The organism is Pseudomonas donghuensis, from assembly GCF_000696345.2.
GTDB classification, from domain to species: Bacteria; Pseudomonadota; Gammaproteobacteria; order Pseudomonadales; family Pseudomonadaceae; genus Aquipseudomonas; species Aquipseudomonas donghuensis.
Genome location: NZ_CP071706.1, coordinates 1153756 through 1176106 on the forward strand (window position 1 = coordinate 1153756; position 22351 = coordinate 1176106).

Here is a 22351-nt window from a genome sequence, read left to right on the forward strand (position 1 = left end):
ACCTGTGCATCGTGTCGCGACACAAAGGCTTTCTCGACCACTACCATGAGCTGATCGGTACCTGGACGCGCAAACTGCGCAGTCGTCAGCAGGCCGAGGACCTGGCACATGACGCATTTGTGCGGGTACTGGAAAACGACCGGGCCGGAGTCGAGCAACCGCGGGCCTACCTGCACCAGACCGCGCGCAACATTGCGGTGGACGGCTACCGCCGCGAAGACCGCCGCCAGGCCCTTGAGCAGGACACGTTCGAAGCGGGCGGCAGTGCCAGCGGTGATCCGGAGGCATATATGCATGCACTGGAGCTGGCCGACAGTGTCGAACGTGCCCTGGCCGAGTTGCCCCTCAACTGCCGGCGGGTGTTCATCTGGCAGAAGCTCGAAGGCCTGACCCAGGCGGAGATCGCCGAGCGCATGGGCTTGACCAAGAACATGGTCGAAAAGTATATGATCCGCACGCTCCGGCATCTGCGTGAGCACCTGGATGTGTCGACGAGATGAGTCAGGCGAATGTTTTCATGAATCAGGACGCGTGCCGTTGCGGCAGCGAGCGCGTGCGCGAGCAGGCGGCCCAATGGTTTGCCCGCAGCCGTGATGGCGCGCTGGCGCCGGCGCAACAGGACGAACTGCAGCGCTGGCTGGCCGAGCACCGGCAGCATCAATACGAGTTCGATCTGCTTGGCACGCTCTGGGGCGCTGCCGGGCACGTGCCGCGCGCGCATCTTGAGGCCCTTTGCCAGGCCGATCCGGTCAGCCGGTTGCCACGTCGGCGTTTTGTCCGCCAGGCGCTGGCGGCTGGTATCGCGACCCTGGCGCTGGGCTTGAGCTGGTTTGGCTGGCAAGAGCATCAGCTCAATTACCAGGAGCAATTGCAGACGGCCCTGGGCGAGCGGCGCCAGCTGAACTTGCCCGACGGTTCGCAGCTTGAAGTCAACGGCCGAACGCAGTTGGCGGTGCAGTTCAGCGCCGGTCAGCGGTATATCCAGTTGCTCAAGGGCGAGGTGATGTTCAGCGTCGCCCACGACAGCGAGCGGCCATTCGTGGTCAGCACCGGCAACGGCACAGTGACGGTGACCGGCACCCGCTTCGATGTTCGCCAGGACCCGGAGCAAACCCGTGTGACGGTCGAAAACGGCTCGGTGCGGGTCGAAGGCCGCGATGCCTCCAGGGCTCTGCTGACCGCCGGGCTCGGTTCGCATATCGATGCCCAAGGCCAGGTGGCGGCGCCCTACGCGGTAGATGCCGCAGCAGTGACCGCGTGGCGCAAGGGCAAGCTGGTGTTCAACGATGCGCCGCTCAGCGAGGTGGTCAAGGACGTCTCGCGCTACCGTGAGCAGCCCCTGCGTGTCGCCCCAGGCAGTGTTGCCGCGCTACGCCTGAGCAGCACCTTCAATGCCAACGATACCGACGCCTTGCTGCGGGCGCTGCCGAGCATCCTGCCAGTGGCGATCAAGACCCATGCCGATGGCTCCAGCGAAATAATCGCAAAATAGATTCAGGTTTTTTTCCAGTTGTTCGTCTTCCTGTCCAACTGCAACTGCCAAGCATTTCCATTTGCATGGCATTGACATCTATGTGGACCCTTAGGACCTCTCGACGACGTGAACAACAACAAGTTTTCCCCGCGTTCTAGCCGCTGGTTGCCTCTGGCCCTGGCCCTGGCTGTCAGTGGCGGTGTTGCCAGCAGCTATGCTGCAGCGGCACCGGCCAGCATCCAGATCCAGGCTCAACCCCTGGCTTGGGCCTTGAGCCAGTTGGGCCAGCAGACTTCGCTGCAGCTGTTCTTCAGCCCCGAACTGGTGGCCGGTAAACAGGCACCGGCAGTGTCCGGCAGCCTGCAGCCGGAAGAAGCGCTGCAAGCCTTGCTTGAGGGCAGCGGCCTGACCTATGAAATCTCCCAGGGCACCGTCGTCCTGCACCCGCTGCAGACTGCCGGGACCTTGACCACCGGCAGCCTGGAGCTGGCGCCCACCGACGTCAAGGTGGTCGGTGACTGGCTCGGCAGTGCCGAAGAAACCGTGGTCCACAACCATCCCGGCGCCCGTACCGTGGTGCGCCGCGAAGCAATGATCGAGCAGGGCGCGCTGAACGTTCGCGATGTACTGCGCGGCGTGCCGGGTGTCCAGGTGCAGGACTCCAATGGCACTGGCGGCAGTGATATCGCCTTGAACGTCGGCGTGCGCGGTCTGACCTCGCGTCTGTCGCCACGCTCCACGGTGTTGATCGACGGCATCCCGGCGGCGTTTGCGCCCTACGGCCAACCACAACTGTCGATGGCACCGATCTCTTCCGGCAACCTCGACAGCATCGACGTGGTGCGTGGTGCCGGCTCCGTGCGCTATGGCCCGCAGAACGTCGGCGGGGTGATCAACTTCGTCACCCGGGCGATCCCCGAGAAAGCCACCGGCGAGCTGTCCACGACGATGGAAACTTCCCGCCATGGTGGCTGGAAGCATATCGAATCGGCTTTCCTCGGCGGCACCGCCGACAATGGCCTGGGGGCAGCCTTGCTGTACTCCGGAGTCAATGGCAACGGCTACCGCAGCAGCAACAACGACAACGACATCGATGACGTGTTGCTCAAGACCCATTGGGCAGTCACCGACAGCGACGAGTTCTGGCTCAACTTCCATTACTACGACGCCAAGGCCGACATGCCCGGCGGCCTGACCCAGGCCCAATTCGACGACGACCCGTACCAGTCCGACCGCGATTACGACACGTTCAGCGGCCGACGCAAGGACGTATCCTTCAAGTACCTGCGCCAGATCGACGACGTCACCCAGTTCGAAGTGCAGACCTACTACACCGACAGCTTCCGTGGCAGCAGCATCGCTGCCCGCGACCAGAAGACCCTGTCGTCGTACCCGCGCAGCTACCACACCTTCGCCATTGAGCCACGGGTTTCACGGATCTTCTTCGCCGGCCCCACCACTCAGGAAGTCAGCGTCGGTTACCGTTACCTGAAAGAGGCGATGCACGAGCAGTCGACCCGCCTGGCGCTGATCAACAACGTGCCGACCGTCACCCCGACCTCCGACGGCCATGTGTTCCAGGACCGAACCGGCGGTACCGAAGCCAGCGCTTATTACATCGATGACAAGATCGATGTCGGCAACTGGACCATCACCCCGGGCATTCGCTTCGAGCACATCAACACCGACTGGCACGAGCGCCCGGTGCGCGGCACCAACGGTGTGCCGGTGCAGGAAAAGAACCGCAGCGTGACCAGCAACGAACCGCTGCCGGCACTGAGCGTGATGTATCACCTGTCCGATGAGTGGAAGCTGTTCGCCAACTACGAAACCTCGTTCGGCAGCCTGCAGTACTTCCAGCTTGGCCAGGGCGGCAGCGGCGATCAGACCGCCAACGGCCTGCAAGCCGAGAAAGCCAAGACCTATGAAGTGGGTACCCGCTACAACAACGGCACTTGGGGGGGTGAGCTGACCGCGTTCTACATCGACTTCGATGATGAGCTGCAGTACATCAGCAACGACATCGGCTGGACCAACCTCGGGGCGACCAAGCACCAGGGCATCGAAGCCTCGATGCATTACGACCTGTCGGGGCTTGATCCGCGTCTGCAGGGGCTGAGCGCCAATGCCGGCTTCACCTACACCCGTGCCACCTATGAAGGCGAGATCCCGGGCTTCAAGGGGCGCGACCTGCCGTTTTACTCGCGGCAGATCGTCAATGCCGGGCTGCGCTATGAGATCAATCGCTGGACCTGGAACCTGGATGCCTACGCCCAATCGAAACAGCGCGCACCGGGTACCGGCATGAATGCCGACGGCAGCTTCAACGGCAACTACATCACCGAGCCGAGTGCCGATGGCCAGTACGGCGACATTCCGGGCTACGTGACCTGGGCGGCGCGCGGCGGCTATGACTTCGGCAAGGAACTGTCGAACCTCAAGCTGGCGGCCGGGGTGAAGAACATCTTCGACAAGCAGTACTACACCCGCTCCAGCGACAACAACGCGGGGATCTACCTGGGTGAGCCGCGCACCTTCTATGTGCAGGCCAGTGTAGGGTTTTAAGCAGCAGGGGCCGCTGGCAAGACCGGCTCCCACAGGGTAGGTGGACACCGGACCCTGTGGGAGCTGGCTTGCCAGCGATGCTTTTCAGTGTCAGGCCAGCGCTTGTGCCGGCGAGACAATGCAGGTCTTGCCCCCACGCGAACGCCCCGAACTCAGGTAGGCGGCAATCGATTCCTGGGTCACCTCGCCGAGGAACACCTGCTCGGCATCCAGCACCGGCAACCACGAGCGATTGAATTCGTACATCCGCGACAGCAGGATGCGCAGGTGCTCATCGTGCGAGGCGGTGGCGTTGAAGGTACGCAGGAAGTCGGCGCAGGTGCCTTGCTGGCGATGCAGGTCGCGACGGCGCACATAGCCCATGGCTTTGTTCTGCCCGTCGGTGACCACCAGGTAGCGACGGTCATGTTCGTCCATCAGTTCCAATGCATCGGCCACCGGCGTTTGCGGGCTTACCGCCGGCGCGTTGTCGGCGGCGTCTTCGGCACGCACCAGCAGCAGGCGCTTGAGGGTGCTGTCCTGGCCAACGAAGTTGCTGACAAAATCGTCCGCAGGATGGGCCAGCAGGGTGTCCGGGTGGTCGATCTGGATCAGCTTGCCGGCGCGGAAAATCGCAATCTTGTCACCCAGCTTGATCGCCTCGTCGATGTCGTGGCTGACCATGATCACGGTCTTGTTCAACGCCCGCTGCATCTCGAAGAACTCGTTCTGGATCATCTCGCGGTTGATCGGGTCGACCGCGCCGAACGGCTCGTCCATCAGCAGCAACGGTGCTTCGGCGGCCAGGGCGCGGATCACGCCGATGCGCTGTTGCTGGCCACCGGACAACTCTCGGGGGTAACGCTGCAGGTACTGCTTGGGTTCGAGCTTGATCATGCTCATCAGCTCGCGGGCGCGATCGTGGCATTTTTGCGGGTTCCAGCCGAGCAGGCGCGGGACCACGGTGATGTTCTCCTCGATGGTCATGTTGGGGAACAGGCCGATCTGCTGGATCACATAGCCGATGCGCCGGCGCAGGGTCACCTCGTCGAGGCCGGTGGTGTCTTCGCCGTTGATCAGCACCTTGCCGGAGGTCGGCGCAATCAGGCGGTTGATCATCTTCAGCGTGGTGCTCTTGCCGCAACCGGACGGGCCGAGGAACACGCAGATCTCGCCTTCGTTGACGGTCAGGCTCACGGAGTCGACGGCTTTGACGTCCTTGCCGTTGGCGTGGAAGGTCTTGCTGAGGTTCTGGAGTTCGATCATTTGCGCAGTCCTTCTGGAGTCAGGGCACGTTGCAGGATTTGCAGCAGCAGGTCGGCGATGATGGCCAAAAGGCTCACCAGCACGGCACCGACCAGCAGCATCGACATGTCGCTGCGGCTGATGGAGGTGAGGATGAGTACGCCCAGGCCACCGGCGCCGATGGTCGCGGCGATGGTCATGACGCCGATGTTCATCACCACGGCGGTACGTACACCGGCGAGGATCACCGGCACGGCGATGGGCAACTCGACCATGCGCAGGCGCTGGCCGAAGGTCATGCCGATGCCGCGGGCGGCTTCCCGGATGCCCGGCTCGACGTTGGTCAGGGCCAGGTAGGTGTTGCGCAGGATCGGCAACAGCGAATACAGAAACACCGCCGTAATCGCCGGTAGTGGCCCCAGGCCCTGGCCGAACGTGGAGTAGAACGGCAGCAGCAGGCCGAACAGGGCGATCGAGGGGATGGTCAGCAGCACCGTGGCGGCGGCTTGCAGCGGGCCGGCGAGAGCCGGGAAGCGGGTCATGAGGATGCCCAGCGGCACGCCGACGACAATCGCCAGGCTGACGGCGATGCCGACCAGGGTGATGTGTTGCCAGGTCAGGTGCAGGACCTGGGCCCAGTCCAGGTGGGTAAAGGTATCGAGCATGTTATGGCTGCTCCTGTGCGGGAGGATGCTGGCGCAGGTACTCGGCGGCGACTTTGCCCGGGCTCTGGTGTTCGACATCGACCTTGGCGTTGAGCTGGCGCATGGTTTCGTCGTCGAGCTGTTCGGCCAGGGGCTTGAGCAGGCTGGCCAGTTGCGGGTGGGCGTCGAGCACGGCCTTGCGCACCACCGGGGCTGCGGTGTAATCGGGGAAGTAGTGCTTGTCGTCTTCCAGCAGCTTGAGGTCAAAGGCGCTCAGGCGCCCGTCGGTGGTGTACACCAGGCCGCTGAACACCTGGCCGTTGCGTAGCGCGGTGTAGACCAGGCCGGCGTCCATCTGGCGGATGTCGCGGCGGGTCAGCTGCAGGTCGTAGGTTTCGCTCAGGCCCACCAGGCCATCGGGACGGTTGGCGAACTCGGTGTCCAGGGCCACCACGTGGATGCGGCCCTGCTCGTCGCGCAGCACCTGGTTCAGTTCGCTGATGCTGTTGACCTGCGGGTATTGCTCAGCGACCTTGCGCGGCAGGGCCAGGGCATAGGTGTTGCTGAACTTCGACGGCGTCAGCCAGATCAGGTCTTTCTTGGCATCCAGTTCCTTGACCCTGGCGTAGGTGGCGGCGGCGCTGGGCATGCGTTCGTCGATATGGTTGTAGGACACCAGCGAAACACCGGTGTATTCCCAGACCATGTCCAGCTGGCCGGTTTCGTGGGCGCTGCGGGCAAGGTTGCTGCCCAGGCCGCCGGTGATACGCACGTCAAAGCCGTTCTGGTTGAGGTACTGGGCAGTGATTTCAGCCAGCACCGTCTGTTCAGTGAAGACCCGCGCACCGAGGCGGATCACAGGTTTGGTCGCGGCCTGGGCAAATCCTGCGAACAGCAGGGCCGCGCCCAGCAACAAGGCGATTCTTTTCATGGGAGCTCCTTCGCTTAGTGGGCCAGGCCGCGTTCAAGCCAACGGCGGCTGGACTGCGCCACCAGGGCGTCGAGCACCAGGGCGAGCAGGGCGGTACAGGCAGCGCCGAGCAGCAGTTGCGGCTGATTGTTCAGGGCAATGCCGGGGAAAATCAGGCTGCCCAGGCTATTGGCGCCAATCAGGAACGACAGCGGCGCGGTACCGACGTTGATCGCCAGGGCCACCCGCACACCGCCGACGATGATCGGCACGGCGTTGGGCAACTCGACCCGCCAAAGGGTCTGGCGCGGGGTCATGCCGATACCGGTGGCGGCTTCCTTGAGCGAGGCGGGAACGTTTTTCAGGCCTTCGTAGGTGTTGCGTACGATGGGCAGGAGGGAGGCGAGGAACAGCGCGAAGACGGCGGGACCGGCGCCAATGCCCAGGAAACTCAGGGCGATGGCCAGAACGGCCAAAGGGGGGATGGTGTTGCCAATGTTGAAAAACTGCATGAAGCGTTCGGCGCGGTCGACCCGATGTGGTCGACTCAAGGCAATCCCAGCGGGTATGCCCACGGCTAGCGCCGCCACCATCGACAGCAACACCAGCATCAGGTGCGCTTGCAGGTAGAACCACAGATCGGCGCGGTAGTGCGCGATCGTATCGATGCCGATCCAGTGGATCAGCAGGGCCAGGATGACGAGCACGAAGGCACATCCCATCAGCCCCTTGCCATAGCTTTTAGCCACAGGCGGACTCCTTTTGTTGTCGGCGAACACACTCCCGTGGCAGCCACCATTCCAGGCGGCAGGCAGTGTGATCGCGATAAGCAGCGCGTTGTCCGAAAACGGAGCGGAACACGCCATAAGCGAAGCCTCGTCAGGCTCGTAGTGCCGGTGAAACCAACCCTGACGAACGGTCATGACCGATTGCGGATCAGGGGAGTGGACGCCTCCACAGCCTTAAAGGTTCCCATCTGAAGCGGCATTTGGCCAGCGCTGATTAACCCAACGGTTCAGTTCGAGGGCAAATTTGGGCTATAATCTGCGCCCTTTTTTTGAATCACCTGCCAGGCGATTTCCCATGACCAACCAGGCCGCCGAAGTCGCGAAACGCCGCACCTTCGCCATTATTTCCCACCCCGATGCGGGTAAGACCACCATCACCGAGAAGCTCCTGCTGATGGGCAAGGCGATTGCCGTTGCCGGTACGGTGAAATCGCGAAAGTCCGACCGCCATGCCACCTCCGACTGGATGGAAATGGAGAAGCAGCGTGGTATCTCCATTACCACCTCGGTGATGCAGTTCCCCTATCGCGAGCACATGATCAACCTGCTCGACACCCCGGGCCACGAAGACTTCTCGGAAGATACCTACCGTACCCTCACCGCCGTCGACTCGGCGCTGATGGTGCTCGACGGCGGTAAAGGGGTCGAGCCACGGACCATCGCCCTGATGGACGTCTGCCGCCTGCGTGACACGCCGATCGTCAGCTTCATCAACAAACTTGACCGTGACATCCGCGACCCGATCGAACTGCTCGATGAAATCGAAGCGGTCCTGAAGATCAAGGCCGCACCCATCACCTGGCCGATCGGTTGCTACCGCGATTTCAAGGGCGTGTACCACCTGGCGGGCGACTACATCATCGTCTACACCCCGGGCCACGGCCATGAGCGCACCGAGGTGAAGATCATCGAGAAGCTCGACTCCGATGAAGCCCGCGCCCACCTTGGCGACGAGTACGAGCGCTTCCTTGAGCAGCTGGAGCTGGTGCAGGGCGCCTGCCACGAGTTCGACCAGGGCGAATTCATGCGTGGCGAGCTGACCCCGGTGTTCTTCGGTACCGCGCTGGGCAACTTCGGTGTCGACCACGTGCTCGATGCCGTCGTCGACTGGGCGCCACGCCCGCTGCCGCGCGAGGCCAACGAGCGCGCCGTCGAGCCGACCGAAGAGAAGTTCAGCGGTTTCGTGTTCAAGATCCAGGCGAACATGGACCCCAAGCACCGCGACCGTATCGCCTTCATGCGTATCTGCTCGGGCCGTTACGAAAAAGGCATGAAAATGCGCCACGTGCGCACCGGCAAGGACCTGCGCATCGGCGATGCGCTGACCTTCTTCTCCTCCGAGCGTGAGCAACTGGAAGAGGCCTGGGCCGGCGACATCATCGGCCTGCACAACCACGGCACCATCCAGATCGGCGATACTTTCACCGAAGGCGAGGCCCTGGGCTTTACCGGTATTCCGCACTTCGCTCCGGAACTGTTCCGCCGCGTGCGCCTGAAAGACCCGCTCAAGTCCAAGCAACTGCGCCAGGGCTTGCAGCAACTGGCTGAAGAGGGTGCGACCCAGGTGTTCTTCCCCGAGCGCAGCAACGACATCATCCTCGGCGCCGTCGGTGTGCTGCAGTTCGATGTGGTCGCCAGCCGCCTGAAGGAAGAGTACAAGGTCGAGTGTGCCTACGAGCCCATCACCGTCTGGTCGGCGCGCTGGATCAGCTGCGACGACAAGAAGAAGCTTGAGGAATTCAAGAACAAGGCCGTGGAAAACCTGGCCATCGACGGTGGCGGTCACCTGACCTACCTGGCCCCGACCCGGGTCAACCTGGCGCTGATGGAAGAGCGCTGGCCGGATGTGAAGTTCCGCGCGACCCGCGAGCATCACTAACTTAAGCCTCAAGCCTCAAGCTTCAAGCGTCAAGAAAGAGCAGACCGTGCGCGGTCTGCTTTTTTTTTTTGCAGCTGGAAGCTTGGCGCTTGCAGCTGGCCGAAGGCTTAGTTTCCCGCTTTGATGCTGGTCCAGATCCGGGTGCGGATGCGGTCGATCTTGGCCGGCATCGCTTCCAGGGCATAGAGCTTGCCGAGCATCTGGTCGCTGGGGTAGATCATGCCGTTGGCTTTTAGCGCCGGGTCGACCAGGGTGTCGGCCGTGAGGTTACCGTTGGCGTACTGCACATGGTTGCTGATGTTGGCCATCACTTCAGGCTGCAGCAGGTAGTTCATATAGGCGTAGCCGGCTTTCTCGTCTGGTGCGTCGGCCGGCATGGCGACCATGTCGAACCACATCGGAGCGCCTTCCTTGGGAATCGAATAGCCGACCTTCACGCCATTTTTCGCCTCTTCTGCCCGGTTCTTGGCCTGCAGCACATCGCCGGAGAAGCCCACCACCACGCAGATATCGCCGTTGGCCAGGTCGCCGGTGTACTTGGAGGAGTGGAAGTAGCTGATGTACGGGCGCACGGTCATCAGCAGTTGCTTGGCCTTGTCGTAGTCTTTCGGGTCTTGGCTGTGGTGCGCCAGGCCCAGGTAGTTGAGGGCGATCGGCAGTAGTTCCGGGCCATTGTCGAGCACCGCCACGCCGCAGCTTTTCAGCTTGCTGATGTACTCGGGCTTGAAGATCAGGTCCCAGGAATCCACCGGGGCGTTGTCGCCCAGCACCGCCTTGACCTTGTCGATGTTGTAGCCGATCCCGGTACTGCCCCACAGGTACGGGAAGCCGTACTGGTTGCCCGGGTCGTTGACCTCCAGGGCCTTGAGCAGCACCGGGTTGAGGTTTTTCCAGTTGGGCAGCTGGCGCTTGTCCAGTTGTTTGAGCGCCTTGCCCTGGATCTGCCGGGCCATGAAGTGGTTGGAGGGGAACACCACGTCGTAGCCGGAGTTGCCGGTCATCAGCTTGCCGTCGAGGGTCTCGTTGCTGTCGAACACGTCGTAGGTCGGCACGATGCCGCTGGCCTGCTGGAAGTGCTTGAGGGTGTCGGGGGCGATGTAGCTGGACCAGTTGTAGATTTTCACCGTATCGGCCGCCTGGGCGATGGAGGCGGCCAGCAATAGTGGTGCAAAGAGCAATGGGCGCATGTCTGGATTCCTTGCTTGGTCTGTTTTTTATCGAAGGAGGCAGGCGATCAAATGATCAGAAAATCAGCACGTAGGTCTTGCGCACGGTCTCCTGGATATCCCAGGTGCCGGTGCTGTTGGCCGGTAGCAGGATGGCGTCGCCGGCTTCGATGCTCAGCGGTTCGCCACCGTCAGGGGTGAAGGTGCAGCGGCCCTTGATGAAATGGCAGAACTCCTGCTGGACGATCTGCCGGCGCCAGCGCCCCGGGGTGCATTCCCAGATGCCGGTTTCGACGCCATCGCTGCGCTCGACGCAGGTTACCGAGGCGATCGAGACCGGCTCGCCGAGCGGTACGGCCACCGGGTTGGAGTCGTCGAGGGTGACGCTGTCGGTGTTCTTGAACTGGGTAATGCTCATACCGGTGAGTCCTGTGCAGGGGGAACGAAAAGTCAGCGCATGAAGCCTTCCATGAAGTCCGCCACGCCGCTGGCCAGGCGTCGGCGCCAGGGGGCGCTGGAGGGGGCGGCGAGGGTCTGGTCCTCATGGACGAAACTCTTGATGATTGCGTTGTAACCCAGCCAGCGGCAGGGTTCAGGCTCCCAGCCGGGCAGGCTGTGCAGGGCCCGGTCGTGGTTGGCCCAGGGCTGTTCGGTAAGCACGCTGCGCCGCTCCAGGATCAAGTCGGCCAGGGTTCGCCCGCCCAGGTTGCTGGCGCCGACGCCTTCGCCGCCGTAGCCACCCGCCAGGGCAATCCGCTGTTTGCGGTCGCAGAACATGTGCGGCTGGAAGCGCCGGGCCATGCCCAGGTTGCCGCCCCAGGCATGGGTGATGGCGACGTTCTTGAGCTGCGGGAACAGTTCGCCGAACAGGTAGCGGCGCAGTTCGATTTCACTGTCGGTGAGGTCGAAGTTGTCACGCAGGCGCCCGGCGAAGCGGTAGCCGCCACGGGCGCCAAACACCAGGCGGTTGTCGAGGGTGCGCTGACCGTAGGTGACCTGACGGCTGTTCTCGCTGAAGGCTTGGCCGCGGTTGAGGCCGATCTGCTCCCAGGTCTGTTCGGGCAGCGGTTCGGTGGCCACCAGCAGGCTCTGTACCGGCATTTGATAGCGGCCCAGTGGCGGCAGATTGACCGAGTAGCCCTCGACCGCCGGCACCAGCCACTGGCATTTGACCCGTGCCTGCAACGTACGCACCTCGCCGGCGCGCCACTGGGTGACGGGGCTACTCTCAAAGAGTTTCACGCCCATGGCCTCCACCGTACGGGCCAGGCCGCGTACCAGTTTGGCCGGCTGGATGGTGGCGACATTGGGGTTGAAGATTGCGCCATAGGGGCGGCTGATACGCAGCTGGAGCGCCAGCTCATCGGGGCTCAGCCAGCGGTAGTCGGCTTCGCTCAGGCCCTGTTTGTAGCATTTGTTCAGGTAGGTGCGCAGGCTGGTTTCCTGCTCGGGGTAGCGTGCTGCGCAATACAGCACGCCACCTTTGCGGTAGTCGCAGTCGATGCCTTCGCGCTCGAGCACTTGGGCAACTTCATCGGGGATGCCGTGCAGCAGGTCATAGCTGGCGCGTCGCTGTTCGGGCGTGCAGCCGGCGAGCAGGCGGTCTTCGCCGAGCAGGTTACCCATCAGCCAGCCGCCATTGCGCCCGGAAGCACCGAAGCCTGCGATCTGCGCTTCGACGATGGCGATGTTCAGTTGCGGCGCCAGGCGTTTGAGGTAGTAGGCGGTCCACAGCCCGGTGTAGCCAGCGCCGATGATGCAGACGTCGACGTCCAGGTCCTGTTGCAGCGCCGGGCGTGAGGCCAACGGCTCATCGAGTTGGTCCATCCACAGGCTGATACTGCGCCATGCCAGCATTGTTCGGCTCCACATCGGTAACGGTCTGTGGCGATCCTAGAAGCTTGCGGGGCGCTGTGTCTTACGTGCGTGCACGCAGAGAATTCTGCTTCACGTAGGCCTTGGGCGACAGGCCGGTGTGCTGACGAAAACACTTGTAGAACGCCGACAGCGAGTTGAAGCCGGCGGCAAAGGCCAGCTCGTCGACACGCGCGACTGTGGTGCTGGCCTCCAGGCTGGTCAGCAGGTGTTGCAGGCGGGCCTGGTTGACGTAGCGGTAGAAGCTCTGGCCGAGCACCTGGTTGAGCAGGTAGGAGATCTGGTTACGGCTGTAGCCACTTTCGCGGGCGACGCACTGTAGGTCCAGCTCCGGGTCGAGGTAGGGTTGCTGGTGCCGGAAGTACTGTTCCAGGTCCTGGGCCATGAAGCTCAGCTGGCGCGGCGACAGGCCCAAGCGGCTGACTGCCGGGCGCAGGTCGTTGTGGCCGGGGGCCTGGCTGGGGGCACGGACCAGCGAGGCGTACTCGTTGACCCGCCAGATCAAACCGTCGCGCACGGTGATCGCTTCGCTGGACTGGAACGCCACCAGGCCTTCGCCACCGCGCAGGGTGACCTGGTACTGAATGAAGGCGGTGCAGCCGTCGACGCGGATGCGGTCACTGTGGACGATGTCTTCATCGGCTTCGCGGGGCATGCTCACGCGCACGTATTCGCGCAGCTGGTCGAGGTGCAAGACGCGGTTCTGGAAGAAGTCGTTGTAGTGGATATCGGGGTGATACAAGGCCATGACCCCGTCGAGGTCGCGATGCTTCCAGCACAGGTGGTAGCGCAGGACGGTGGCGGCGGTTTCCGGGGTTTGTTCCGGGCCGTCGGGGATTGGGTCTGGGGTCATTGCTGGATAGTGATGGAGGGGCCAATCGCGGGTCAAGCCCGCTCCCACACAGTGCACTGTGGGAGCGGGCTTGACCCGCGATGCGGTTACAGGAACTGCTCGGCGTAATGGCACGCCACCTGCCGCGTCCCCACCTGCCTGAACGCCGGCTCCTCGGCAGCACAACGCTCAGTGGCATACGGGCAGCGCTTGTGGAAGGCACAGCCAGGTGGCGGATTCAGTGGGTTGGGCAGCTCGCCGGCGATCTTGATTTTCGGCTTGAGCGGGTCCGGATGAATGGTCGGTGTCGCCGACAGCAGCGCCTGGGTGTAAGGGTGCAGCGGCTTGCTGTAGATATCCTCCTTGGGGCCCATTTCCGCTGGCCGGCCCAGGTACATCACCAGCACCTGATCCGCCACATGGCGCACCACCGCCAGGTTGTGGGAAATGAACACGTAGGCGGTGTTGAACTCCTTCTGCAGGTCCATGAACAGGTTCAGCACCTGGGCCTGGATCGACACGTCGAGGGCCGAAGTCGGTTCATCGGCCACCAGCACTTTCGGTTGCAGCATCATCGCCCGGGCCAGGGCAATACGTTGGCGCTGGCCACCGGAGAACATGTGCGGGTAGCGCTGATAGTGCTCGGGGCGCAGGCCGACCTGTTGCATCATCGCCTGCACCTTCTCGCGGCGTTCGGCCTTGCTCAGGTTGGTGTTGATCAGCAGCGGTTCGCCCAACTGGTCGCCGATCTTCTGCCGCGGGTTGAGCGAGGCGTAAGGGCTCTGGAAGACCATCTGCACGTCCTTGCGCAGTTGCTTGCGCTCGGCCTTGTTGGCCCCGGCGACTTCCTGGCCGGCGATCTTCAGCGAACCGGAAGACGGCTCTTCGATCAGGGTCAGGGCCCGGGCCAGGGTCGACTTGCCACAGCCGGACTCGCCAACCACAGCCAGGGTCTTGCCGGCTTCCAGTTCAAAGGACACACCGTTGAGTGCGCGCACCAGGGCATGGCCCTTGAACAGGCCACGGGAAACTTCGTAGTGACGGGTCAGTTCACGGGCGGTAAGGACGACGGTCATTACGCCACCTCCTGGTTCAGCGGGTAGAAACAACGCACCTGGCTATGGGCCTGGGGGTCGAGGGTTGGCCGTTGCCGGCGGCAGTTGTCCTGCGCGTACGGGCAGCGCGGCGACAGCAGGCAGCCTTCGGGGCGATCGTAGCGCCCGGGGACGATGCCCGGCAGGGTCGCCAGGCGCTCGGCGCCTTGGCTGTGCTCGGGGATCGCCGCTAGCAACGCTTCACTGTAGGGGTGCGCCGGTACGTCGAACAGTTCGGGCACCTGACCCACTTCCACGGCCTGGCCTGCGTACATCACGCACACCCGTTTGGCTGTTTCGGCCACTACGGCAAGGTCATGGGTGATCAGGATCAGGGCCATGTTCTGCTCTTTTTGCAGGTTGAGCAGCAGTTCCATGATCTGCGCCTGGATGGTCACGTCGAGGGCGGTGGTCGGTTCGTCGGCGATCAGCAGCTTGGGCTCGCCGGCAATCGCCATGGCGATCGCCACCCGCTGGCTCATGCCGCCGGAAAGCTGGTGCGGGTAGGCGTCCAGGCGGCTTTCGGCGCCAGGGATTTCAACTTTTTTGAGCAGCTCCAGGGCACGCTGGCGGGCAGCCTTGCCGCGCAGTCCGAGGTGCTGGCGCAGGACTTCCTCGATCTGGAAACCCACGGTGTAGCTGGGGTTGAGAGCGGTCATCGGGTCCTGGAAGACCATGGCCATATCCTTGCCGACCACCTTGCGTCGTTGCCGGCCGCTGAGCTTGAGCATGTTGGTGCCGTCGAAGGTCAGGGCGTCGGCGGTAATACGCCCGGGGGCGTCGATCAGACCCATCAACGCCATCATGGTCACCGACTTGCCGGAGCCCGATTCGCCGACGATGGCCAGGACTTCACCTTCATTGACCGACAGGTCCAGTCCGTCGACCACCGGTACCGCATTGGCGTCGCCAAAGCGCACATTCAGATTCTTGATTTGCAGAAGTGACATGGCGATCTCCTCAGGCGGCATTCTTGAGTTTCGGGTCCAGCGCATCGCGCAGTCCGTCACCCATCAGGTTGATTGCCAGCACGCTGAGCAAAATGGTCAGGCCAGGCAGGCTCACGACCCACCAGGCGCGTTCGATGTAGTCGCGGGCCGAGGCCAGCATGGTGCCCCACTCGGGGGTTGGCGGCTGCACACCAAGGCCGAGGAAGCCCAGGGCGGCAGCGTCGAGGATCGCCGAAGAGAAGCTCAGGGTGGCCTGGACGATCAGCGGCGCCATGCAGTTGGGCAGCACGGTGACGAACATCAGCCGTGGCAGGCCGGCACCGGCCAGGCGTGCGGCGGTGACGTAGTCGCGGTTCAGTTCACCCATGACTGCCGCGCGGGTCAGGCGCACATAGGATGGCAACGAGACGATGGCGATGGCGATCACGGTGTTGATCAGGCCAGGGCCGAGGATGGCGACGATCGCGACCGCCAGCAGCAGCGAGGGCAGGGCCAGCATCACGTCCATCAGGCGCATGATCGACGGCCCGAGGATGCGCGGGAAGAACCCGGCCAACAGACCGAGGAAGATCCCCGGGATCAGCGAGATCACCACCGACGACAGACCGATCAGCAGCGACAGGCGCGAGCCCTGGATCAAGCGCGAGAGCAGGTCGCGACCGAGTTCGTCGGTGCCGAGGATGAACTGCCAGTTGCCGCCTTCGAGCCACACCGGCGGGGTCAGCAGGAAGTCACGGTACTGCTCGCTGGGGTTGTGCGGCGCCACCCAGGGTGCGAACAGCGCGCAGAACACGATCAGGCTCATGAACATCAGCCCGGCGACCGCACCCTTGTTGCGCGAGAAGGCTTGCCAGAACTCCTTGTACGGCGAAGGGTAGAGCAGGCTCTGGTCGACAGCGGTGGCCGGGGTGGTGACAGATTTCGGAAGTGGGGTAGTCATGACGAGGCCCTCAGCGCTGATGACGGATGCGTGGGTTGGCCAGGCCGTAGAGAATGTCCACGACGAAGTTGACCAGGATCACCAGGCAGGCAATCAACAGGATGCCGTTCTGTACCACGGGGTAATCACGGGCGCCGATGGCTTCGATCAGCCACTTGCCGATGCCCGGCCAGGAAAAGATGGTTTCGGTCAGTACCGCACCGGCCAGCAGGGTGCCGACCTGCAGGCCGAACACCGTCAGCACCGGGATCAGCGCGTTGCGCAGGCCGTGCACGAACACCACGCGGGCCGGTGACAGGCCCTTGGCGCGGGCCGTACGGATGTAGTCTTCGCGCAGCACTTCGAGCATGGAGGAGCGGGTCATCCGGGCGATCACTGCCAGCGGAATGGTGCCCAGGACAATGGCCGGCAGAATCAGGTGCATCAGCGCGTCCTTGAAGGCGCCTTCCTCGTCGCTGAGCAAGGTGTCGATGAGCATGAAGCCGGTTTTCGGCTCGATGTCGTAAAGCAGGTCGATGCGCCCGGAAACCGGGGTCCAGCCCAGGCTTACGGAGAAGAACATGATCAGGATCAGGCCCCACCAGAAGATCGGCATCGAGTAGCCGGCCAGCGAGATCCCCATGACCCCGTGATCGAACAGCGAACCGCGCTTGAGCGCGGCGATCACCCCGGCCAGCAGGCCGATCACCCCGGCGAAAAACAGCGCCGCCATGGCCAGCTCGAGGGTCGCCGGGAACAGGGCGAGGAACTCGGTCCAGACACTTTCACGGGTACGCAGCGATTCGCCAAGGTCACCCTGGGCAAGCTTGCTGACGTAGTCCAGGTACTGTTCGGGAAGCGGTTTGTTCAGCCCCAGGCGCTCCATGGCCTGGGCGTGCATTTCCGGGTCGACCCGCCGTTCACCCATCATGACTTCAACCGGATCGCCGGGTATCAGCCGTATGAGCGCAAACGTCAGCAAGGTGATGCCGAAGAAGGTCGGGATCAGCAATCCCAGGCGCCGGGCAATAAAACTAAACATCTTCTGGAGTACCTCATCAGCCGGTCAGGCATGCCCGCCGACACCCGGGTAGGGTGTCGGCGGTCGTTCTTGTTCTACTTCACCTGGGTAGTGGCGAAGTTGTTATTGGTGAGGGGGTTGATGTGGTACCCCTCAACGTTGTCGCGCATGGCGGTGAACATCTTCGGATGCGCCATGCTGATCCACGGTTGATCTTCATCGTACACCGCCAGAGCCTTTACATAGAGCGCTGCGCGCTCATTGGTGTCGGTGACTTCACGGGCCTTGGTGATCAACTGCTGGAAGGTTTGATTGCACCAGCGGGCATAGTTCTCGCCACTTTTCACCGCGTCGCAGCTAAGCAGCGGGCTGAGGAAGTTGTCCGGATCGCCGTTGTCACCGGCCCAGCCTGCGGAGACCATGTCCGCTTCGCCCTTCTTGGCACGGCGCAGCATTTCGGCCCATTCCATCACCCGAATATCGACTTTCAGGCCGATCTTGGCCAGGTCCGCCTGGAGCATTTCGGCACTCAGGCGCGGGTTGGGGTTGGTCGGGCCGCCGCCGTTGCGGGTGAACAGGGTCAGCACCGCGCCCTCCGGCACGCCGGCTTCCTTGAGCAGGGCACGGGCTTTGTCGAGATCGCGGGGCGGGTTCTGATTGTCGGTGTTGTAGCCAATCAGGGTCGGTGGGTAAGGGTTGACCGCGACCAGCGCGTTGCCTTTGCCAAACAATTGGTCGACGTGGGTCTGGCGGTCGAAAGCGATGTTGATGGCTTTGCGCACGCGCACATCGCTCAGGTACTTGTGTTCGGTGTTGAGCGAGATGTAGCCGGTGGTCAGCGCTTCCATCTCGGCCACTTTCAATTTGGGGTCGGCCTTGATGCTGGGGATGTCGTCGGGCTTGGGATACAGCGCCACCTGGCACTCGTTGGCCTTGAGCTTTTGCAGGCGCACGTTGTTGTCGTTGGCGATGGCGAAGATTAGGGCATCGGCTGGTGGCTTGCCGCGAAAGTATTCCGGGTTGGCCTTGTAGCGGACCTGAGCGTCTTTGTTGTAGCGCTGGAAGATGAACGGGCCGGTGCCGATCGGCTTGCTGTTGAGCTCGGCGGTCTTGTCGGCCTTGAGTAACTGGTCGCCGTATTCGGCGGAGTAGATCGAGGTGAAGGCCATGGCCAGGTCACGCAGGAAAGGCGCTTCGGGGCGATTGAGGGTGAAGACCACGGTGTGATCGTCGGTCTTCTCGACGCTTTTGAGCAGGTCCTTGAAACCCATGCTCTCGAAATAAGGGAAACCGATGCTGGTCTTGTTGTGCCACGGGTGATTCGGGTCCAGCTGTCGTCGGAAACTCCACAGCACGTCGTCCGCATTCATATCGCGAGTGGGTTTGAAGTAATCCGTGGTGTGGAACTTGACCCCTTCGCGCAGGTGGAAGGTGTAGGTCAGGCCGTCTGCGCTGATGTCCCAGCGTTCGGCCAGGGCTGGCTGGATATCGGTGGTGCCTGGCTTGAAGTCGACCAGGCGGTTGAAGATGGCCTCGGCCGAGGCATCGGCGGTCACGGCAGTGGTGTACTGGACGATATCGAAGCCTTCCGGGCTGGCCTCGGTACATACCACCAGCGGCTTGGCCGAGAGGCCCGCCGCAGTACTCAACAGGACGGCTGCCAGGGCAGCCTGTAGTGGTAACAGTTTCATGAAACCTCCTGCAATCGATTAACCAGAGTAGCCGTCCCGGCCGGTTCGGCGAACCGACCGGGAAACCGCGTTCTAGAGGAAGTTGAAAGGAATGGTGGTGACAATCCGCAGCTCGTCCAGGCTACCGTCGGCCTGGGCCTTGCTGGCCCGGTGGGCGGTATAGGTCGCGCGGATGGTGGTGTCCTTCAGGGTGCCGCTCTGCACCGCGTAGGTGGTGCCGATGCCCCACTCGTAGTGGTTCTCGTCGTCCAGGCCGCGGACGTCGTAACCGGTGCCCTTGTAGTGGGTACCGTCGATGCCCCAGCCACGGGCGTTGTACAGGTTGAACTTGAGCCCCGGCACGCCGTATTGGGCCATGTTCAATACATAGGCAATCTGCATCGACTTCTCGTTCGGGCCGTTGAAGTCCGAGAGCAGGGAGTTGGCCAGGAAGATCGCGTTGGTGTCGTGCAGGTAGTCGAAGTATTCGTTGCCGTTGACCTGCTGGTAGGAGAATGTCAGGTTGTGAGCCTGGTGGGTCAGGCCGAACGACAGACTGTAGGTGTCGTTATCAATGTCGCCGAGCTTGCTTTTGCCTTCGTCCTTGGTCTTGTAGTAGTTCAGGCCAGTGGTCAGGCTCAGCACCGCGCTGTCGCCCAGCTCATGGCTGGCGCCGAAGTAGTACTGGTTCCACAGGTCTTCGACGTTGGACACGTAGAAGCTGGTCTTCAGGCTCTTCAGTGGCTGGTAGCTGACGCCGGCGATGTTGACGTGATCGGCTTCAAAGGCGCGATCACCATACTCGGCAACGAACTTGCTGGTGCCCTGTTCGGTCCGGGTCGAGAGCCGGTCGAAGGTACCGAAATCAAAGGACAGGTTGTCGAACTCTTCGCTGTGGATGCTCACACCCTCGAAGCTCGACGGTAAGGCACGGTTGCCAATGAACGCCAGTACCGGGGTGTCCATCGACTGGCGGCCGGCGGTCAGGGTGGTGTTGGAAACCCGCGCCTTGACGTTGGCCAGGCCCATCTTGCTCCACTGGCCGATGACGTCGCCATCGCCGTGGGTCAGGGTCCGGTTGTTCGGCCCGGCCACTGCGGCACGGCCGCGCTGCAGGGCAATGGCGTTGTAGGCGGCGACTTCGGTGCTGAAACCAACAGTACCTTCGGTAAAGCCCGAGGTGTAGTTGAGGATGGTGCCCTGGACCCAGTTGTCCCGGCTGTGGGTGTCGTGGCGGGTACCATCGCTCTTGTAGTACTTCCACATCGGCGCGCGGGTGGCGCGTTCGCGGGCGTACCAGTTGCGGGTCGAACCGGACAGGCTCTGCCCTTCGATGAAACCCTTGGCTTCGCTCTGGGCGCTGGTGGATTTGACGCTGACCGGGACGAAGTCCTGGCTGGCGGGTTCGGCCTGGGCCACGGCTGACAGGCCACTGAGGGACAATGCCAGTACTGCGGTTTTGGTTCGTTTCAAGGTAAAGCTCCCTTTTCTTTTCTTTTTTTAGTGATCGCCTGGCTTTTTGAGCTGGGCGTCTTGCCGGATGGAACAAGGGTTGCAAACGTTTGCTGTAGGGCAATCGAGCATCTTCAGGCTGAGCTCTCCTGCGAGGGCGATGCGCACCCCCGAGGGAGAAGTCGGTTTTTATTCGGTACTGACGCCTGAAAAGTTGTTGCGCCCGAAAGGACTTACCTTGAAATCCACGACCTTGGCACTGAGCGGCTGGTTGACCGTCGAGTGGGCGATCGGGGTGATGGGCAACTGTTGCTTGAGGCGCTGCTGCGCCTGTTTGTAGAGCACGGTGCGTTGCTCGCGGTCGGTGATGGTCTTGGCTTTCTTGACCAGGGCGTCGTACTGCGGGTCGCACCACATGGAGTAGTTGTTGCTGCCAATCGCGTCGCAGCTGTACAGGGTGCCCAGCCAGTTGTCCGGGTCACCGTTGTCGCCGGTCCAGCCGATCAGCGAGATGTCGTGTTCGCCGTCCTTGGTGCGCTTGAGGTATTCGCCCCATTCGTAGCTGACGATCTTCACTTTCAGACCGACCTTGCCCCAGTCGGCCTGGAGCATTTCGGCCATCAGCTTGGCATTGGGGTTGTACGGGCGTTGCACGGGCATGGCCCACAGGGTGATTTCGGTGCCTTCCTTGACCCCGGCAGCCTTGAGCAACTCGCGGGCCTTGTCCGGGTTGTAATCGGCATCCTTGATGCTGTCGTCGTAGGACCACTGGGTCGGCGGCATGCTGCCCACCGCCAGCTGCCCAGCCTCCTGGTACACCGCTTTGACGATGGCCGATTTGTTGATCGCCATGTCCATGGCCTGGCGCACCTCGAGCTGGTCGAAGGGTTTGTGCCGCACGTTGTAGGCGATGTAGCCGAGGTTGAAACCGGGCTTTTCGATGACCTGCAGCTTCGGGTCGCTCTTCAGGGCGTTGAGATCGGCGGGGCGCGGGTGCAGGGTGACCTGGCATTCATTCTTGCGCAGCTTCTGGATGCGCACCGACGGGTCGGTGTTGATCGAGAAGATCAACTGGTCGATCTTCACCTGGCTCGGGTCCCAGTAGTCCTTGTTGCCGCGGTAGCGGATCTGCGAGTCCTTCTGATAACGCTGGAACACGAACGGGCCGGTGCCGATCGGCTTCTGGTTGATGTCGCTGGGGCGCCCCGACGTCATCAACTGCTCGGCATATTCGGCCGAGAGTACAGAGGCAAAGTTCATCGCCAGGTTTTGCACAAAAGCGGCATCGACGCTGTTGAGGGTAAAGACCACGGTCATCGGGTCGGTCGTCTCGATCCGCGCGATGTTCTTGTCCAGGCTCATGCTGACGAAGTAGGGAAACTCGGTGGGGTAGGCCTTGCGGAACGGGTGGTTGCGGTCGAGCATCCGGTTGAAGGTGAACAGCACGTCGTCGGCGTTGAAGTCGCGGCTGGGAGTGAAAGCCTTGTTGCTGTGGAACTTGACCCCTTCGCGCAGGTGGAAGGTGTAGGTCAGGCCGTCGTCGGAAACCTTCCAGCTTTTCGCCAGGGCTGGCTTCACGGCCGTCGCCCCGCGTTCGAATTCCACCAGGCGGTTGTAGATCGGTTCGGCGGCGTCGTTGTCGGTGGCGCTGGTGTATTGCGCCGTGTCAAAACCGCCCGGGCTGCCTTCGGAGCAGAACACCAGGTTGTTGGCCAGGCTGGTAGGGGCCTGGGCGAGCAGGCCAAGGCCCAGAAATGCCGCATAAATCGGAGTGTGGCGCATGACAATCCCTTCTCTCTTGTTGTTTTTCACGTGGTCCATGGCGCACAGCTGTACGAATCGCGCCGACTACGCTGCACCCTTGACGGTAGGTCCATCAGGGCGTTGC

The 22351-nt window shown here is 62.6% G+C and carries 19 protein-coding genes; 4 read left to right on the forward strand and 15 right to left on the reverse strand.

Annotation, left to right across the window (positions count from 1 at the left end):
- Positions 1-11 precede the first annotated feature (11 nt).
- From BV82_RS05280 to BV82_RS05290, 3 genes are all read left to right on the forward strand, one after another.
- On the forward strand, positions 12-500 hold the full coding sequence (locus BV82_RS05280; RefSeq protein ID WP_010223439.1) for a sigma-70 family RNA polymerase sigma factor: 489 nt from the start codon (positions 12-14) through the stop codon (positions 498-500).
- A 17-nt stretch (positions 501-517) separates the two neighbouring features.
- A complete protein-coding gene (locus BV82_RS05285; protein ID WP_010223438.1) occupies positions 518-1492 on the forward strand; it encodes a FecR family protein in 975 nt (324 codons plus the stop codon).
- Positions 1493-1600: 108 nt separating this feature from the next.
- A complete protein-coding gene (locus BV82_RS05290) occupies positions 1601-4039 on the forward strand; it encodes a TonB-dependent siderophore receptor (protein WP_036993925.1) in 2439 nt (812 codons plus the stop codon).
- A gap of 90 nt (positions 4040-4129) precedes the next feature.
- On the opposite strand, the gene BV82_RS05295 is transcribed toward BV82_RS05290, so the two are convergent.
- Genes BV82_RS05295 through BV82_RS05310 form a run of 4 tightly spaced genes read right to left on the reverse strand, consistent with a single transcriptional unit; the run spans position 4130 to position 7566 of the window.
- Complete coding sequence (locus BV82_RS05295) at positions 4130-5284, reverse strand: osmoprotectant ABC transporter ATP-binding protein OsmV (RefSeq protein ID WP_036993927.1); 1155 nt, start codon at positions 5282-5284, stop codon at positions 4130-4132.
- Positions 5281-5928, reverse strand: coding sequence for an ABC transporter permease (locus BV82_RS05300; protein ID WP_036993928.1), 648 nt, complete (start codon positions 5926-5928; stop codon positions 5281-5283). The genes BV82_RS05295 and BV82_RS05300 overlap by 4 nt, the downstream gene beginning before the upstream one ends.
- Position 5929: 1 nt before the next feature.
- The gene (locus BV82_RS05305) at positions 5930-6838 is read right to left on the reverse strand and encodes a glycine betaine ABC transporter substrate-binding protein (RefSeq protein WP_010223433.1); all 909 of its coding nucleotides are present in this window, start codon (positions 6836-6838) and stop codon (positions 5930-5932) included.
- A gap of 14 nt (positions 6839-6852) precedes the next feature.
- Complete coding sequence (locus BV82_RS05310; RefSeq protein ID WP_010223432.1) at positions 6853-7566, reverse strand: ABC transporter permease; 714 nt, start codon at positions 7564-7566, stop codon at positions 6853-6855.
- Between the two features lie 334 nt (positions 7567-7900).
- Between BV82_RS05310 and BV82_RS05315 the strand changes: the two genes are divergently transcribed.
- Complete coding sequence (locus tag BV82_RS05315; RefSeq protein WP_010223431.1) at positions 7901-9484, forward strand: peptide chain release factor 3; 1584 nt, start codon at positions 7901-7903, stop codon at positions 9482-9484.
- A 107-nt stretch (positions 9485-9591) separates the two neighbouring features.
- Here the strand turns inward: BV82_RS05315 and BV82_RS05320 are convergent, their stop codons facing one another.
- The 11 genes from BV82_RS05320 to BV82_RS05370 all read right to left on the reverse strand — a co-directional run bounded on the left by BV82_RS05320 (position 9592) and on the right by BV82_RS05370 (position 22245).
- The gene (locus BV82_RS05320; protein WP_010223430.1) at positions 9592-10671 is read right to left on the reverse strand and encodes a polyamine ABC transporter substrate-binding protein; all 1080 of its coding nucleotides are present in this window, start codon (positions 10669-10671) and stop codon (positions 9592-9594) included.
- Positions 10672-10726: 55 nt separating this feature from the next.
- Positions 10727-11068, reverse strand: coding sequence for a cupin domain-containing protein (locus BV82_RS05325; protein WP_010223429.1), 342 nt, complete (start codon positions 11066-11068; stop codon positions 10727-10729).
- 32 nt (positions 11069-11100) lie between these two features.
- Positions 11101-12507 carry an NAD(P)/FAD-dependent oxidoreductase gene (locus BV82_RS05330; RefSeq protein ID WP_036993932.1) on the reverse strand — a complete coding sequence of 469 codons (1407 nt, stop codon included), beginning with the start codon at positions 12505-12507 and terminating at the stop codon, positions 11101-11103.
- A 61-nt stretch (positions 12508-12568) separates the two neighbouring features.
- On the reverse strand, positions 12569-13378 hold the full coding sequence (locus tag BV82_RS05335) for an AraC family transcriptional regulator (protein WP_036993934.1): 810 nt from the start codon (positions 13376-13378) through the stop codon (positions 12569-12571).
- An 86-nt stretch (positions 13379-13464) separates the two neighbouring features.
- The gene (locus tag BV82_RS05340) at positions 13465-14433 is read right to left on the reverse strand and encodes a peptide ABC transporter ATP-binding protein (RefSeq protein ID WP_036993936.1); all 969 of its coding nucleotides are present in this window, start codon (positions 14431-14433) and stop codon (positions 13465-13467) included.
- Complete coding sequence (locus BV82_RS05345; RefSeq protein ID WP_010223425.1) at positions 14433-15401, reverse strand: ABC transporter ATP-binding protein; 969 nt, start codon at positions 15399-15401, stop codon at positions 14433-14435. Before BV82_RS05345 ends, BV82_RS05340 begins: the two co-directional genes overlap by 1 nt.
- 10 nt (positions 15402-15411) lie before the next feature.
- On the reverse strand, positions 15412-16341 hold the full coding sequence (locus BV82_RS05350) for an ABC transporter permease subunit (protein ID WP_036993939.1): 930 nt from the start codon (positions 16339-16341) through the stop codon (positions 15412-15414).
- Between the two features lie 10 nt (positions 16342-16351).
- A complete protein-coding gene (locus tag BV82_RS05355) occupies positions 16352-17362 on the reverse strand; it encodes an ABC transporter permease subunit (protein ID WP_036993941.1) in 1011 nt (336 codons plus the stop codon).
- Between the two features lie 74 nt (positions 17363-17436).
- Positions 17437-19032, reverse strand: coding sequence for an ABC transporter substrate-binding protein (locus tag BV82_RS05360; RefSeq protein ID WP_036993943.1), 1596 nt, complete (start codon positions 19030-19032; stop codon positions 17437-17439).
- Positions 19033-19104: 72 nt separating this feature from the next.
- The gene (locus BV82_RS05365; RefSeq protein ID WP_036993944.1) at positions 19105-20484 is read right to left on the reverse strand and encodes an OprD family porin; all 1380 of its coding nucleotides are present in this window, start codon (positions 20482-20484) and stop codon (positions 19105-19107) included.
- Positions 20485-20652: 168 nt separating this feature from the next.
- Entirely contained in the window at positions 20653-22245 is a 1593-nt protein-coding gene (locus BV82_RS05370; protein ID WP_036993945.1) for an ABC transporter substrate-binding protein, read from the reverse strand.
- Positions 22246-22351 lie beyond the last annotated feature (106 nt).

What these genes read in the sequence shown, in the direction of transcription:
- BV82_RS05285 (WP_010223438.1), top strand. Translation starts at nt 518, where the DNA reads ATGAATCAGGACGCGTGCCGTTGCGGCAGCGAGCGCGTGCGCGAGCAG.
- BV82_RS05295 (WP_036993927.1), bottom strand. Translation starts at nt 5,284, where the DNA reads ATGATCGAACTCCAGAACCTCAGCAAGACCTTCCACGCCAACGGCAAG.
- BV82_RS05300 (WP_036993928.1), bottom strand. Translation starts at nt 5,928, where the DNA reads ATGCTCGATACCTTTACCCACCTGGACTGGGCCCAGGTCCTGCACCTG.
- BV82_RS05305 (WP_010223433.1), bottom strand. Translation starts at nt 6,838, where the DNA reads ATGAAAAGAATCGCCTTGTTGCTGGGCGCGGCCCTGCTGTTCGCAGGA.
- BV82_RS05315 (WP_010223431.1), top strand. Translation starts at nt 7,901, where the DNA reads ATGACCAACCAGGCCGCCGAAGTCGCGAAACGCCGCACCTTCGCCATT.
- BV82_RS05320 (WP_010223430.1), bottom strand. Translation starts at nt 10,671, where the DNA reads ATGCGCCCATTGCTCTTTGCACCACTATTGCTGGCCGCCTCCATCGCC.
- BV82_RS05325 (WP_010223429.1), bottom strand. Translation starts at nt 11,068, where the DNA reads ATGAGCATTACCCAGTTCAAGAACACCGACAGCGTCACCCTCGACGAC.
- BV82_RS05330 (WP_036993932.1), bottom strand. Translation starts at nt 12,507, where the DNA reads ATGCTGGCATGGCGCAGTATCAGCCTGTGGATGGACCAACTCGATGAG.
- BV82_RS05335 (WP_036993934.1), bottom strand. Translation starts at nt 13,378, where the DNA reads ATGACCCCAGACCCAATCCCCGACGGCCCGGAACAAACCCCGGAAACC.
- BV82_RS05340 (WP_036993936.1), bottom strand. Translation starts at nt 14,433, where the DNA reads ATGACCGTCGTCCTTACCGCCCGTGAACTGACCCGTCACTACGAAGTT.
- BV82_RS05345 (WP_010223425.1), bottom strand. Translation starts at nt 15,401, where the DNA reads ATGTCACTTCTGCAAATCAAGAATCTGAATGTGCGCTTTGGCGACGCC.
- BV82_RS05350 (WP_036993939.1), bottom strand. Translation starts at nt 16,341, where the DNA reads ATGACTACCCCACTTCCGAAATCTGTCACCACCCCGGCCACCGCTGTC.
- BV82_RS05355 (WP_036993941.1), bottom strand. Translation starts at nt 17,362, where the DNA reads ATGTTTAGTTTTATTGCCCGGCGCCTGGGATTGCTGATCCCGACCTTC.
- BV82_RS05360 (WP_036993943.1), bottom strand. Translation starts at nt 19,032, where the DNA reads ATGAAACTGTTACCACTACAGGCTGCCCTGGCAGCCGTCCTGTTGAGT.
- BV82_RS05370 (WP_036993945.1), bottom strand. Translation starts at nt 22,245, where the DNA reads ATGCGCCACACTCCGATTTATGCGGCATTTCTGGGCCTTGGCCTGCTC.